The sequence below is a fragment of the Stenotrophomonas sp. CFBP8980 genome (assembly GCF_034046095.1).
Classification (GTDB): Bacteria; Pseudomonadota; Gammaproteobacteria; order Xanthomonadales; family Xanthomonadaceae; genus Stenotrophomonas; species Stenotrophomonas lacuserhaii.
Genome location: NZ_JAXCXF010000002.1, coordinates 280,834 through 293,859, shown reverse-complemented (window position 1 = coordinate 293,859; position 13,026 = coordinate 280,834). Strand labels below are relative to the sequence as shown.

Below are 13,026 nucleotides of genomic sequence, written 5' to 3'. Positions count from 1 at the left end.
CTGGCGTGGGCAGGACTCAGCCGCGGATCGCGTCCTGGAAGGACAGCGTTTCCTCGGTGTGCTGGGCGCGCTCGGCGATCCAGTCGATCACCTGCTCTTCCATCACGCGGTTCTGCAGACCCGACATGAGCTGGGGGTCGTTGCGGTACATCTCAATGACCTGGTCCGGCTCTTCGTAGGTCGAAGCGATCAGGCGCATGGTTTCATTCAGGCGCTTCGGCTCCAGCTTCAGGTCGTTGACGCGGGCCACTTCGCCGACCAGCAGGCCGACCAGCACGCGCTTGCCAGCGGCGTCCTTGAAGCCCTCATGGGCGTCGGCCGGCACCTGGCCCGGATCACGGCCACTGCGACGAAGCTGTTCGATCTGCTGGGCCAGCATCGCACGGGCTTCGTTCTCCACCAGGCGCGGCGGCAGCTCGACCGAGCTGTAAGCGGCAATCAGCTGCTCGCCGACTTCGCGACGCAGGCGGTTCATCAGGGCGCCCTTGAGCTCGCGCTCCAGGTTGGCGCGGATGTCTTTGCGGAACTGCTCCACGTCGCCCGCCTTCACGCCGAAGCTCTTGATGAAGGCGTCGTCCACTTCCGGCAGCGACTCTTCGGACACTTCGGTGACCTTGACAGTGACCTGCACGGTCTTGCCAGCCAGCGCTTCAACGCGCCAATCGGCCGGGAACTCGACGTCCAGGGTCTTCTCTTCACCCTTGGCCAGGCCGACCAAACCCTTTTCAATGGTTTCGAACATCATGTTCTGGCCGATGACGATCGTACCCTTCTCGGTACCTTCGGCCGGCAGGCGCTCATCGCCAGCCTGGGAGAAGGTTTCCAGCGCGACCAGGTCGCCTTCCTTCGCGCCACGGCTGACCGGGGCCCAGGTGCGGCGCTGCTGGCGCAGGTTTTCGATCATCTGGTCGATGTCGGCATCGCCGATTTCAGCCACGTGGCGGACCACGTTCAGCTTGGAGACGTCGATCTCGCCGAACTCCGGCACCAGCTCGACGGTAGCCACGAACGACAGTTCGCCCTGCTCACCCTTGTCGATGCGCGGGCTGCCGACCACGCGCAGGGCGTGTTCGCGGATGGCCGCGTCGAAGGTTTCGCGCAGCAGGCCGTCGACGGCTTCGCCACGGACCTGCGCACCGAAGCGCTGCTCGATCACCTTGGCCGGCACCTTGCCCGGGCGGAAGCCCTTGATGCGCGTGGTGCGGGCGATTTCGCCCAGACGCCCACTGATATGGGTGTTGAGGCGATCTTCCGGCAGCGAGAAGCTCAGGCGGCGTTCCAGGTTGCCGGTGGATTCGATCGAAGCTTGCATGTTGACTCCTGCCACCGGCGGCCCTGCTGGCCCCCGGTTCGATGTGATGGACGAAACGGTTGTTCGGACGCGGCGGCGTTGACACGCATGCCCGCCGCAGCCCTTTAGTTTGGACGATAACGGGCGGCACTGCCAGCGGGGGTCGGTCAGGCGGGCGCGCGCGTGAAAAACGCGGCTGGCAGGGGTGGCCGGACCATGGTGCGAAAGGGGGGACTCGAACCCCCACGCCGGTTAAGGCACTGGAACCTAAATCCAGGGCGTCTACCAATTCCGCCACTTTCGCTGGTCTAGCCCGGTATTGTCGCAGGCGCGGGGCGGTCTTGGGTAGGGCGGGCACGATGCACCCGGCCAGCATGGCCTAGAATGCCCCCAAAGTCCGGCGCGCCACATCCTCCACAACGCCAGCCTGAACCCGCCCGCCGAGGAGGCGAGCACCGCATGCAGCAGTCCGCCGCCGCCCCGCTGGGCGCAGACATCATCCAGGACATCGCCGAAATCGGCGCCATCGCGGCGGTGCCGCGGATCCTGGAAACCGTGGCCCACATCACCGGCTCGCGCTTTGCCGCCGTGGCCCGGGTTACTGACAGCCATTGGGTCGCCTGCGCTACTTACGACACGCTCGGCTTCGGTTTGGGCGTGGGTGGACAGCTGGTCCTGGAAAGCACCATCTGCAACGAGATCCGCCAGGCGCCACAGCCGGTGATTTTCGGGCATGCGAGCGAGCATCCGCACTACGCCAGCCACCACACCCCGCGCCTGTACGGGTTGGAAAGCTACGTGTCGGTGCCGATCTTCCGCCCCGACGGCAGCTTCTTCGGCACCCTGTGCGCGATCGATTCGGCACCGGCCAGGTTCGACGAAGCGCAGGTGGTGCGTTCGCTGGAATTGTTCGCCGAACTCATCGGCAACTACCTGCACACCGAACAGCGGCTGCAGCAGGCGGTCGCCGACCTGTCGGCCGCCAACGACACCGCCGTGCTGCGCGACCAGTTCATCGCGGTGCTGGGCCACGACCTGCGCAGCCCCCTGCAGGCGGCCAGCATGGCCACGGAAATGCTTGAGCTGGAACCGCACACCGAACGTGGCGGCATGCTGCTGACGCGGGTGCGCGACAGCATCACCCGCATCGATGGCCTGGTGGAGGACGTACTGGATTTCGCCCGCGGCCGGCTTGGCGGCGGCATCCCGGTGGCGCTCACCTACGATGCCAACGTGGCCGCCCAGCTGATGCGGGTGGTGCACGAAGTGGCCGGCGCGACCGGGCGCAATGACATCATCGCGACCATCGCGGTGGATGCGCCGTTGCTGTGTGATGCCAACCGCCTGTCGCAGTTGCTGGCCAATCTGCTGACCAACGCGGCGGTGCACGGCGCGGCGGACCAACCGATCACGCTGGATATCCAAACCGACGCCAATGGATTGGTGCTGCAGGTCCACAACGGCGGCGTGATCGCGCCGGACAAGCTGGGCAAGCTGTTCACCCCGTTCTCCCGCGAGGCCGGTGACCAGCCGCGTCCCGGGCTGGGACTGGGGCTGTATATCGCCGCGGAAATCGCCAAAGCACACAACGGCACGCTGTCGGTGGAATCCGATGCGGCGCGGGGGACGCGCTTCGTGTTCGCCATGCCCGCCATTCCGCTCGCGCTGGCAGGCTGAGCCCCATAACGCAGGCAAGAAAAAAGCCACCAGGGTGACCTGGTGGCTTCTGTCTGGTGGGCCGTCAAGGATTCGAACCTTGGACCTATTGATTAAGAGTCAACTGCTCTACCAACTGAGCTAACGGCCCGAAAATCGGGAGGCGAATTATGACGTGGCCGCTACATCTCTTGCAAGCTTTTTTTTCGCGCGTGATGCCATGGGCACCATGCGGGCAAGAAAAAAGCCACCAAGCATGTGCTTGGTGGCTTCTGTCTGGTGGGCCGTCAAGGATTCGAACCTTGGACCTATTGATTAAGAGTCAACTGCTCTACCAACTGAGCTAACGGCCCGAAAAACTAGACGAATACTTTAAGCTGCATCGCGTCTTTCTGCAACGGCTGATCTGCTTTCGGCTGACCAGCCTTGAATCAGTGGGGTGGCTGAGGGGATTCGAACCCCCGACCACCGGAATCACAATCCGGTACTCTAACCGACTGAGCTACAGCCACCACTGAAACATCGGATCCAGCGGCGGCAACTGCGTGCCTCTGGAACCTTGATTTCTGCCCTGCACCGTGCCGAAAAGCGACGAATGCCGAAGCAAGTCCGCTATTTTTACGGAGTCGCTCCAGAATTGCAAGCGGTTCTTCACACATGCGGCGCCGCCTGATCAACGGGCTGCAGCTCCGCCCTGCTCCCGCGCGAAGTGGCGGCAGATCCGGGATGAGAAAAAAGGGAATTCGGCGCGCCGATCGCGGCGGTGCTGGAACGTTTGCGGCGTTCACCGTGGGTAGATTCCAATGGCGCGCCCGACAGGAATCGAACCTGTAACCGCCGGCTTAGAAGGCCGGTGCTCTATCCAGTTGAGCTACGGGCGCCCGAACCGGTGGACCAACCCGCTCCAACAGGGCGATGGTTGGTCGGGGTAGAGGGATTCGAACCCCCGACATCCTGCTCCCAAAGCAGGCGCGCTACCAGACTGCGCTATACCCCGGCGATGCTTCCTGCCAGGGCGGGGCCCTCGAGCAGACGGGAATTGTGAACACCCGGCCCCGGTTCTGTCAAACCTGCGCGGGCGTGTGTGGGAGCGAGCAAGCTCGCTCCTGCGGTGTGGTCGCGAGGCGTGTCCGGGAGCGAGCAGGCTCGCTCCCGCGGGGTGCGTTATGCTGGCCGTTGACGGCCGGATGGCCTCCCCTAACCCCCTTTCGCACGGAGATCGCACATGCGCAGCGGCAACCCGGCTCTTTCCGAATCCACCTTCCTTGATCTTGGCAGCGGTACCGTTTCGGCCCGCGGCGACCAGCTGATGACTCTCAACGGCACCGTCAACAAGACCGGCCTGCTGTTGTTGCTGACCGTGCTGACCGCGTCGTTCTCGTGGAGCCAGGCACTGGTGACCGGCGGCGATACGGCCGGCACGCTGTCCTCGGCCGGCATGGGCTACCTGATCGGCGGCGCGCTGGGCGGCTTCGTGCTGGCGCTGATCACCGTGTTCAAGAAGACCTGGTCGCCGGTCACCGCGCCGATGTACGCGCTGGTGGAAGGCCTGTTCCTGGGCGCGATTTCGGCGATGTTCGAACAGCGCTTCCCGGGCATCGTGTTCCAGGCCGTGCTGGCGACCTTCGGCACCCTGGTGGCGCTGCTGGTGGCGTACCGCAGCGGGCTGATCAAGGCCACCGAAAACTTCAAGCTGGGCGTGGTCGCGGCCACCGGCGGCATCGCGCTGCTGTACCTGGCTTCGATCGTGCTGGGGATGTTCGGCATCAACGTGCCGGTGATCCATGAAGCCAGCGGCCTGGGCATCGCCTTCAGCGTGTTCGTGGTGATCGTGGCGGCGCTGAACCTGGTGCTGGATTTCGATTTCATCGAAAGCGGCGTGGAACAGGGTGCACCGAAGTTCATGGAGTGGTATGGCGCGTTCGGGCTGATGGTGACCCTGGTGTGGCTGTACGTGGAATTCCTGCGCCTGCTGTCGAAGATCCAGCAGCGCTGAGCTGACCTGGGGCGCCGGGCCATTCCCGGCGCCTTTCACCGCTACGTGCGTGATCATTGCTACGCCGAGCATGGCTCGGCGCTACCGGGTGACATCGCGCGCGGATCCTGCGCCGCCGGGCGTGGCGCCGTATGACCGCGCGACATCGCGCGCGAATCCGGTGCCGCCGGGCGTGGCGCCGTTTTACCGCGCGGTCAGCGACGACTGCAGCGCGGCGTAGTGCGCCTGCAGGTGATCGACCAGCGCGCGCACCTTTGGCGCCAGCGCGCGGGCGTGCGGGTACAGCGCGTAATAGCGTCGCTGGCCGGCGTTCCAGTCCGGCAGCACGCGGATCAGGCGCCCCGCGCGCAGGTCGTCCTGCACGGTGAGTGCGGTGAACAGGGTGATGCCCATGCCGGCCAGCGCGGCGGCATGAAGCGCCGGCGTCGCATCAACTGCCAGCCGCTGGCCGGCCTCGACTTCAAGCGATGCGCTACGCGGACCCTGCAGGTGCCAAGGCACCCGTGCGGTGGTCGGACTGAAGGCCAGCAGCGCGTGCTGCGCCAGCTCACTGCCGTGGCGCGGCAGACCATGCCGGGCCAGGTAGGACGGTGCGGCCACCAGGATGCGGTCGCAACAGGCCAGTTCGCGCGCCACCATCTGACTGTCCGGCAGTTCATGGGCAATGCGCAACACCAGGTCGAAGCCGCCGCCGACCACGTCCACCAGCTGGTCGTCCGCGCACAGATCCAGCGAGATCTGCGGATGGCGCGACAGGAACGGGGGCAGCCAGTGCGGAAGCCCTGGCTGGCGACCACCTGCGGCACACTGATGCGGATGCGACCACTCGGCTGCGCCTGTGCGGCACGGGCGCGGTTGTCGGCCAGTTCCAGCCGGTCCAGCAGTTCCACCGCTTCGGCGTAGTACTGGCGACCGGCCTCGGTCAACGCGAAACGGCGGCTGTTGCGATCCAGCAGCCGCACGTCCAGATGATCTTCCAGCTGCCGCAGTTGCCGCGACATCGCCGAGTGCGTGGTGCCCATGCGCTCGGCGGCGGCGGTGAAACTGCCTGCTTCGACGATGGCACGCAGCGCTCGCAGGGCAGCGAAATGGTCCATCCAGGGCACGCTCCGGCCGACGCCCGCGTGCTGCGGGCGCGGCCAGCTTATCAGCGTGCGACAGCGCCGGCGTTGTCCACCAGGCCGATGATCGCGTCGGTGGTCATCACATCGCCATAGGTGTCTTCCAGCGTGGCCAGGCTGGCTGCGTGCAGGGTCTTGTGGTTGATCGTCGCACCGGTGGCCAGCTCCAGGTCACGGGTGGCGGTGGCGTCGGAGGACACGATCACCCGATAACCGCGCGGGGCGGCGGCGGCGTCGCGGGCAGCGCCCGACACGCAGGCATGGGTCATCAGCCCGGTGACGATCAGCGTGTCGATGCCGGCGTCCTTCAAGGCCTTGTCCATCACCGCAGCCGAGGCGCCAGCGAAGACGCTCACGTTGTCCTTCTGCACCACGGTGTCCCCCGCCCGCGGCTGCATGTCAGGGTGGAACTGCACGGTCTTGCCACCTTCGGCGAACAGCGGGGCGCCGGCCGGCAGCACGTGCTGGACGTGGATCACGCGGATGCCCTTGGCATCGGCCGCCTGGATCAGCCGGCGTGTGTTCTGCAGTGCGCTGGCGCCATCGGGGATCACCATGCGACCACCCGGGAAGTACTCGTTCTGGAAATCGATGACGATCACCGCGGTCTTGCTTGCCTGCAGGGCGTCGATCGGGGTGGCACCGGCCATCTGGCGGATGGTGGGATGGGCCGGCTCGGCGGCGGCGACCGGGGCGACGGCGGCCATGCCGATCAGGCTGGCAAGACCGAAAGCTGCAATATTCATGGGGAAGTACCTGGGCTACGGAGAGTGCGTCCATGGTGCCGTGCACTGTGCGCACCAAAAACCCCCTGTTGCGCACTCCATCTGTGCATGAAACGCACAGATCGCGGACCGTCCCCGTAAACGCAACGAGGCGCCCGAAGGCGCCCCGCTGGTACTGCTGGGACCGTATCGCAGCCGATCAGAGGCGGCTCGCGATGGCCTGGGCGAAGCTCATCGTATTGCCGGTGCCGCCGAGGTCGCCGGTGAGGGAATCCTTGGCATCCATCGTGGCGACGATGGCCTTGCGCAGGCGCTCGGCATTTTCCGGCTGGCCAATATGGTCCAGCATCTGCGCTGCGGCGAGCAGCAGGGCGCACGGGTTGGCCTTGCCTTGGCCGGCGATGTCCGGTGCGGTGCCGTGCACGGCTTCGAAGATCGCCGCGTTCTCACCGATGTTGGCACCCGGGGCCAGGCCCAGGCCGCCGACCAGACCGGCGCACAGGTCGGAGATGATGTCGCCGAACAGGTTGGTGGTGACGATCACATCGAACTGTTCCGGACGCATCACCAACTGCATGCAGCAGTTGTCGACGATCATTTCCTGGAACTCGATGTCCGGGTACTTGGCCGCCACTTCGCGCGCCACAGCCAGGAACAGGCCCGAGGTCGACTTGATGATGTTGGCCTTGTGCACGGCGGTGACCTTCTTGCGGCCGGTGCTGCGGGCCAGTTCGAAGGCGTAGCGCACGATGCGCTCGGAGCCCTTGCGGGTGATGCGGGTGCCGGAGAACGCGGTCTCGCCGTCGGCCGACACTTCCTGGCCTTCCGCCAGGTAGGCACCTTCGGTGTTTTCGCGCACGGTCACCAGGTTGACGTTGTCAAAACGCGACTTGGTGTTGGGGAAGGTGTGCGCCGGGCGGACATTGGCGTACAGGTCGAAGTGGCGGCGCAGGCTGACGTTGATCGAGGTGAAGCCACCGCCGATCGGGGTGCTCAGCGGGCTCTTCAGGGCGATCTTGTTGCGCGCGATCGATTCCAGCGTGGAAGCCGGCATCAGGTCGCCATGCTTTTCCAGCGCCACCAGGCCGGCGTCGGCGTCTTCGTATTCCAGGCCGGCGTTGAGCTTGTCCAGGACGTACAGCGTAGCGTCCATGATCTCCGGGCCGATGCCATCGCCGCGGATGACCGTGATTTTCTGCGTCATTGATCAAATTTCCGAACAGGGGGAAAAACGCCGTCCGGGGGTGTCCGGTGCACCGGCGCAGGTAAGTTTCAACGGCAATTATGCCTCAGCCGGGCCAAAGCCCCCAAATAGACCAAAGTTCGAGGCCGGCAGAGGCACAATTGCCCGCGCATTCTTCCTCTACCCCCGCCTGTCGGCGCGCCCCTTCAACAGAAGGGGCTGTGTCACCAGACGTATTGCGGGCTCTGGTGCGGCAGGCCGTGACGACCAACGGTCGTCACCCACCACGAAATGACGGCCAGCGGCCGTCACTACCGGTCAGCGAGAAGCTCTGGTAGCGCCGAGCCATGCTCGGCGAGCGCAGCGGCAGGCCGTGACGACCAACGGTCGTCACCCACCACGAAATGACGGCCAGCGGCGGGGCTGGCGCGTGTCAGTGTTCGTGTTCAGCAGGTGCGTCGGCGCCGGCTTCAAGCTGGTCCAGGAAGTCCACCGCGCGGCGCAGGTGCGGGATCACGATCGATCCGCCCACCACCAGGCCTACCGAGAAGGTTTCGAAGAACTCATCGCGCTCTACACCTGCGGCCTTGCACTGGGCCACGTGATAGCTGATGCAGTCGTCGCAGCGCAGCACGAGAGAGGCCACCAGACCCAGCAACTCCTTGGTCTTCACATCCAGCGCGCCGGCCTGGTAGGTCTGCGTGTCCAGCGCGAAGAAACGGCGCACAACCTGGTTCGGTTCAGCCAGGATGCGCTCGTTCATCTTCTTGCGGTACGCATTGAACTCGGCCAGGCGGTCACCGCCCTCGTCCGCTGCGCTCATGCTGCGCCCTGCCCGGCCAGCAGCGGCTCCAGCTTGCCTTCACGGTGCAGGGCCATCATGTCATCGTAGCCGCCAACGTGAACGTCACCGACGAAGATCTGCGGCACGCTGGTGCGGCGGGTCTTGGCCATCATCTTCTCGCGCTCGGCGGCATCCAGGTCGATACGCACCTCGGTCCACTGCTGGCCCTTGCTCTTGAGGAAATTCTTGGCTGCCACGCAGTACGGGCAGACAGCGGTGGAATAAATGGTGATGGCGGGGGCGCCACCAGCAGGCTGTTCAAGTTGGCTCACGGGAAACTCCACGACGGTTCGACTGTCTGTATATGGTAGCGGCCTGATGGAAAATCCACGCCATGGCCGCAACACTGTGGATTAACGATAGGTTTCCCCCTGGCCTGCCACGCTGGGGGACGCTGCCCGAGGACCGACCGCTTGCGACCGCTGCTGCTCTCCGCTGCCCTGACCCTCGCGTTGGCCGTGCCGCTGGCCCAGGCCCAGGATTCGCTGCCCGACATCGGATCGTCGGCCGGTGAACTGCTGACCCCTGCCCGCCAGGCCGAGTACGGCGGCATGATGCTGCGCGAACTGCGCAACTACGGCTACCTGCTGGATGACCCGCTCACCACCGAGTGGCTGCAGACCATGGGCACCCGGCTGGGTTCCAACAGTGCGCAGCCGCGCCAGCAGTACACCTTCTTCATGATGAAGGACCGGCAGATCAATGCCTTCGCCACGCTGGGCGGCTACATCGGCGTCAATGCCGGGCTGGTGCTCACTGCCGAACGCGAAGACGAAGTGGCCGCGGTGCTGTCCCATGAAATCGCCCACGTCACCCAGCAGCATGTGCTGCGCGGCGTGGAACGCGCCCAGCGCGACCAGATCCCGATCCTGCTGGGCATGCTGGCGGCGGTCATCGCTTCCCAGCAGGCCGGGGGCAACTCGGCCGGCAATGCGACCATGGCCAGCATCGCCTCGGGCATGGGGCTGATGCAGCAGCGGCAGATCGATTACACCCGCTCCAATGAATCCGAAGCCGACCGCCTGGGCATCCGCACGCTGGCCCGCAGCGGCTACGACGTGGACGCCATGGCCGGCTTCTTCGAGCGCATGAGCGCCTCGATGCGCGGCAACGACGGCGGTTACAACGTGCCGGACTTCCTGCGCACCCATCCGGTGAACACCACCCGCATCAGCGAGGCCAAGCTGCGCGCCGAGCAGATGAAAAAGGACACGGTGGTGTTGACCACCGAGGTGCCCGGTGGCGTGCGCACCGAACGGGTGAACCCAAGCGATCCCGGCCTGTCCGATCCGATCACCCGCCGCAACAACCTGCTGCTGCCGCCGGGCATGCAGGTGTCGGTGGGCCAGCTCAGCCGCGGTTCCAGCGGTGATTTCGACTGGGCCCGCGAGCGCCTGCGGGTGCTCAGTGCGGTGACCCCGTCCGAGTTGACCCGCGAATACCAGGGCCTGGCCCGGCAGAAGGGCGGGCTGACCCCGGCCCAGCGCTACGGCCAGGCGCTGGCCCAGCTGACCACCGGTACCGGCGGTGCGGCCGGCGCCGCGCGCGCCCTGGCCGAGCTGAACGACGCTGATCCCGGCAACCTGTGGGTGGCACTGGCACTGGGCGAGGCCGAATCGCGTTCCGGCCAGGCCGCCAAGGCCAACGAACGCTTCGAGGCGCTGCTGCGCCAGCACCCGGGCAGCCGTCCGGTGGCGCTGACCTTCGCGCAGATCCTCAACGAACAAGGCGGCCAGGCCGCCGGCCAGCGCGCGCAGGCCATGCTGCGGCCGCTGCTGTCACAAAGCGGCAACGATCCGGTCTTCCAGCAGCGCTTTGCCCGCGCCAGTGAACTGGCCGGCGATGCGCACCGTGCCAGCGAAGCCTACGCCGAAGCGGCCTACCTCAACGGCCGTCCGGAACAGTCGCTGATGCAGCTGCAGGCGCTGAAGCGCCAGCCCAACCTGGATTACGTTACCCGCGCGCGGGTCGATGCGCGCATCGAGACCATCACCCCCACCGTGCTGGAAATGCGCCGCCAGGGGGTCAACGACCCGGAACTGGAGCGCCGCTGACGGTTGCAATGCGGGGGCCGCCGACCGCTGGTCGTTACAGCAGGGCCGGTGGCGTCACAAACATGTCATCAAATCGTAGTCTACTGACGTCACTCCCGATCTGATGAGCAACTTGGTGGCCTCGTGCAGAAACGCATCCTGATCGTCGACGACGAACCCGCGATCCGCGAAATGGTGGCCTTTGCCCTGCGCAAGGGCGACTACGAGCCGATCCACGCCGGCGACGCACGCGAAGCACAGACGGCCATCGCCGATCGCGTGCCCGACCTGATCCTGCTGGACTGGATGCTGCCGGGCACCAGTGGCCTGGACCTGGCCCGCCGTTGGCGCAAAGAGGCGCTGACCCGCGAAGTGCCGATCATCATGCTGACCGCGCGCGGCGAGGAAAACGACCGCGTCGGCGGGCTGGAAGCCGGCGTGGACGATTACGTGGTCAAGCCGTTCTCCGCCCGCGAGCTGCTTGCACGCATCCGCGCGGTGATGCGCCGGGCCCGCGACGACGACGAAGATGGCAGCGTGGCGGTCGGTTCGGTGCGCATCGACGGCGCCGCCCACCGCGTGTTCGCCAACGACCAGCCGGTGCCGATCGGCCCGACAGAATACCGCCTGCTGCACTTCTTCATGACCCACCCCGAGCGCGTGTACACGCGGGCGCAGTTGCTGGATCACGTCTGGGGCGGCAGTGTGTACGTGGAAGAGCGCACCATCGACGTGCACATCCGCCGACTGCGCAAGACGCTGGAACCGTTCGCCGCCGAAAACATGGTGCAGACCGTGCGCGGTGCCGGCTACCGCTTCTCCACTTCCACCTGATCACTGGTACCGCAATGCCGCGTCACATCCGTTCTGCCTGGTTCAAGACCCTGGCCACCCTGACCACGGTGCTGTTGTTGTCCGGGCTGGCGGGTTGGGCGCTCGGTGATGCGTGGATGGGACTGGCGATCGCCGCCATCGGCGCGCTGGCTTGGCACTACTGGCGGCTGCGCCGGGTACTCGGCCGGCTGACCGCGCGCCAGCGCTGGGAGATCGCCGACGGCGCCGGCGTCTGGAACGAACTGGACCGCGTGGTATCGCGCAACCAGCACGAGATGCGCGTGCGCAAGCGCCGCCTGCTGGACATGCTGCGCAGCTACCGTGCCGCAGCCGCCGCGCTGCCCGATGCGGTGGTGGTGCTGGATCGCAACAGCCAGCGCGTGCAGTGGTTCAACGAAGCTGCCACCACACTGCTCGGCCTGCACCATCCCGGTGACCTGGGCCAGGCGCTGGTGCAGCGCCTGCAGCCGATGCCGCTGGCCCACTGGCTGGCCGGTGGACGCAACGCCGAACCGATCCTGGACGTGCCCTCGCCGGTCGATCCGGCGATCCGCCTCAACCTGCGCCTGATCCCCTATTCGGCTGATCACTGGCTGCTGATCGCGCGTGATGTCAGCAAGCTGCTGCGGCTGGAACAGGTGCGCCGCGACTTCGTGGCCAACGTATCGCACGAACTGCGCACGCCGCTGACCGTGGTGCACGGTTACCTGGACATGATGGACCCGGAGGACTTCCCCGGCACCGGCCCGATGCTGGAGGAAATGCGCAAGCAGAGCCAGCGCATGGCCCAGCTGGTGGAAGACCTGTTGACCCTGTCGCGGCTGGAATCGCAGGAAGCCGGCGATGCCGAAGTGGTCGCCATGCTGCCGATGCTGGCCACGTTGCGCCGCGAAGCCGAAGCCCACAGCCAGGGCCGCCACCAGATCACCGTGGAAGACCACGCCGGGGTGGACCTGCTGGGGTCGATCAAGGAACTGCACAGCGCATTTTCCAACCTGGTCACCAACGCGGTGCGCTACACCCCGGCCGACGGCCAGGTGCGGGTGACCTTCAGCCGCGAAGGCGACGGCGTGGTTCTGGCCGTGCGCGATACCGGCTATGGCATCCCGGCCAACCACCTGCCGCGACTGACCGAACGCTTCTACCGCGTGTCCAGCAGCCGCTCGCGCGAGAGCGGTGGCACCGGCCTGGGCCTGTCCATCGTCAAGCACATCCTTGGCCTGCACCACGCCCGCCTGGAGATCCAGAGCGAGGTCGGCAAGGGCTCCACGTTCTCCTGCCATTTCGATGCGTCGCATGTCCGCGCGCGCGATATGGCCGCCTCCCTCCATGCCGAAGATTGA

At 66.2% G+C, this 13,026-nt stretch carries 10 protein-coding genes, 6 tRNA genes and 1 pseudogene; 5 read left to right on the top strand and 12 right to left on the bottom strand.

Annotation, left to right across the window (positions count from 1 at the left end):
- Nucleotides 1–16: 16 nt before the first annotated feature.
- Nucleotides 17–1,312: a trigger factor gene (tig, locus tag SOM47_RS07380; RefSeq protein ID WP_320505214.1), complete on the bottom strand. Its 1,296-nt coding sequence runs from the start codon at nucleotides 1,310–1,312 to the stop codon at nucleotides 17–19.
- A 196-nt stretch (nucleotides 1,313–1,508) separates the two neighbouring features.
- Nucleotides 1,509–1,595: transfer RNA gene (locus SOM47_RS07375), tRNA-Leu, on the bottom strand.
- A 155-nt stretch (nucleotides 1,596–1,750) separates the two neighbouring features.
- On the opposite strand from SOM47_RS07375, the gene SOM47_RS07370 reads away from it, so the two are divergent.
- Nucleotides 1,751–2,968, top strand: a complete 1,218-nt coding sequence (locus SOM47_RS07370) for a GAF domain-containing sensor histidine kinase (protein WP_320505213.1) — start codon at nucleotides 1,751–1,753, stop codon at nucleotides 2,966–2,968.
- A 54-nt stretch (nucleotides 2,969–3,022) separates the two neighbouring features.
- Here SOM47_RS07370 and SOM47_RS07365 read toward each other — a convergent pair.
- From SOM47_RS07365 to SOM47_RS07345, 5 genes are all read right to left on the bottom strand, one after another.
- Nucleotides 3,023–3,098, bottom strand: a tRNA-Lys gene (locus SOM47_RS07365).
- 126 nt (nucleotides 3,099–3,224) lie between these two features.
- Nucleotides 3,225–3,300: transfer RNA gene (locus SOM47_RS07360), tRNA-Lys, on the bottom strand.
- 82 nt (nucleotides 3,301–3,382) lie between these two features.
- Nucleotides 3,383–3,459 (bottom strand) — tRNA-His (locus SOM47_RS07355).
- A 292-nt stretch (nucleotides 3,460–3,751) separates the two neighbouring features.
- Nucleotides 3,752–3,828, bottom strand: a tRNA-Arg gene (locus SOM47_RS07350).
- A 39-nt stretch (nucleotides 3,829–3,867) separates the two neighbouring features.
- Nucleotides 3,868–3,944: transfer RNA gene (locus tag SOM47_RS07345), tRNA-Pro, on the bottom strand.
- Nucleotides 3,945–4,172: 228 nt separating this feature from the next.
- On the opposite strand from SOM47_RS07345, the gene SOM47_RS07340 reads away from it, so the two are divergent.
- Entirely contained in the window at nucleotides 4,173–4,943 is a 771-nt protein-coding gene (locus tag SOM47_RS07340) for a Bax inhibitor-1/YccA family protein (RefSeq protein ID WP_320505212.1), read from the top strand.
- Between the two features lie 183 nt (nucleotides 4,944–5,126).
- On the opposite strand, the pseudogene SOM47_RS07335 reads toward SOM47_RS07340, so the two are convergent.
- The 5 genes and pseudogenes from SOM47_RS07335 to grxC all read right to left on the bottom strand — a co-directional run bounded on the left by SOM47_RS07335 (nucleotide 5,127) and on the right by grxC (nucleotide 9,088).
- Nucleotides 5,127–6,040, bottom strand: a pseudogene (locus SOM47_RS07335) (LysR family transcriptional regulator).
- Nucleotides 6,041–6,090: 50 nt separating this feature from the next.
- Nucleotides 6,091–6,810 (bottom strand): cysteine hydrolase family protein, encoded by a 720-nt coding sequence (locus SOM47_RS07330; RefSeq protein WP_320505211.1) that lies wholly within the window; start codon nucleotides 6,808–6,810, stop codon nucleotides 6,091–6,093.
- A gap of 178 nt (nucleotides 6,811–6,988) precedes the next feature.
- The gene (locus SOM47_RS07325; RefSeq protein WP_042614806.1) at nucleotides 6,989–7,993 is read right to left on the bottom strand and encodes an isocitrate dehydrogenase; all 1,005 of its coding nucleotides are present in this window, start codon (nucleotides 7,991–7,993) and stop codon (nucleotides 6,989–6,991) included.
- A 412-nt stretch (nucleotides 7,994–8,405) separates the two neighbouring features.
- A complete protein-coding gene (locus SOM47_RS07320) occupies nucleotides 8,406–8,795 on the bottom strand; it encodes a carboxymuconolactone decarboxylase family protein (RefSeq protein ID WP_042614805.1) in 390 nt (129 codons plus the stop codon).
- Nucleotides 8,792–9,088 carry a glutaredoxin 3 gene (grxC, locus tag SOM47_RS07315; protein ID WP_101098858.1) on the bottom strand — a complete coding sequence of 99 codons (297 nt, stop codon included), beginning with the start codon at nucleotides 9,086–9,088 and terminating at the stop codon, nucleotides 8,792–8,794. Before grxC ends, SOM47_RS07320 begins: the two co-directional genes overlap by 4 nt.
- 141 nt (nucleotides 9,089–9,229) lie before the next feature.
- On the opposite strand from grxC, the gene SOM47_RS07310 reads away from it, so the two are divergent.
- The 3 genes from SOM47_RS07310 (at nucleotide 9,230) to phoR (ending at nucleotide 13,026) form a co-directional block, all read left to right on the top strand.
- Nucleotides 9,230–10,870 (top strand): M48 family metalloprotease, encoded by a 1,641-nt coding sequence (locus SOM47_RS07310; RefSeq protein WP_320505210.1) that lies wholly within the window; start codon nucleotides 9,230–9,232, stop codon nucleotides 10,868–10,870.
- Between the two features lie 123 nt (nucleotides 10,871–10,993).
- A complete protein-coding gene (phoB, locus tag SOM47_RS07305; RefSeq protein WP_042614802.1) occupies nucleotides 10,994–11,683 on the top strand; it encodes a phosphate regulon transcriptional regulator PhoB in 690 nt (229 codons plus the stop codon).
- A gap of 14 nt (nucleotides 11,684–11,697) precedes the next feature.
- Nucleotides 11,698–13,026 carry a phosphate regulon sensor histidine kinase PhoR gene (gene phoR / locus SOM47_RS07300; protein ID WP_192084545.1) on the top strand — a complete coding sequence of 443 codons (1,329 nt, stop codon included), beginning with the start codon at nucleotides 11,698–11,700 and terminating at the stop codon, nucleotides 13,024–13,026.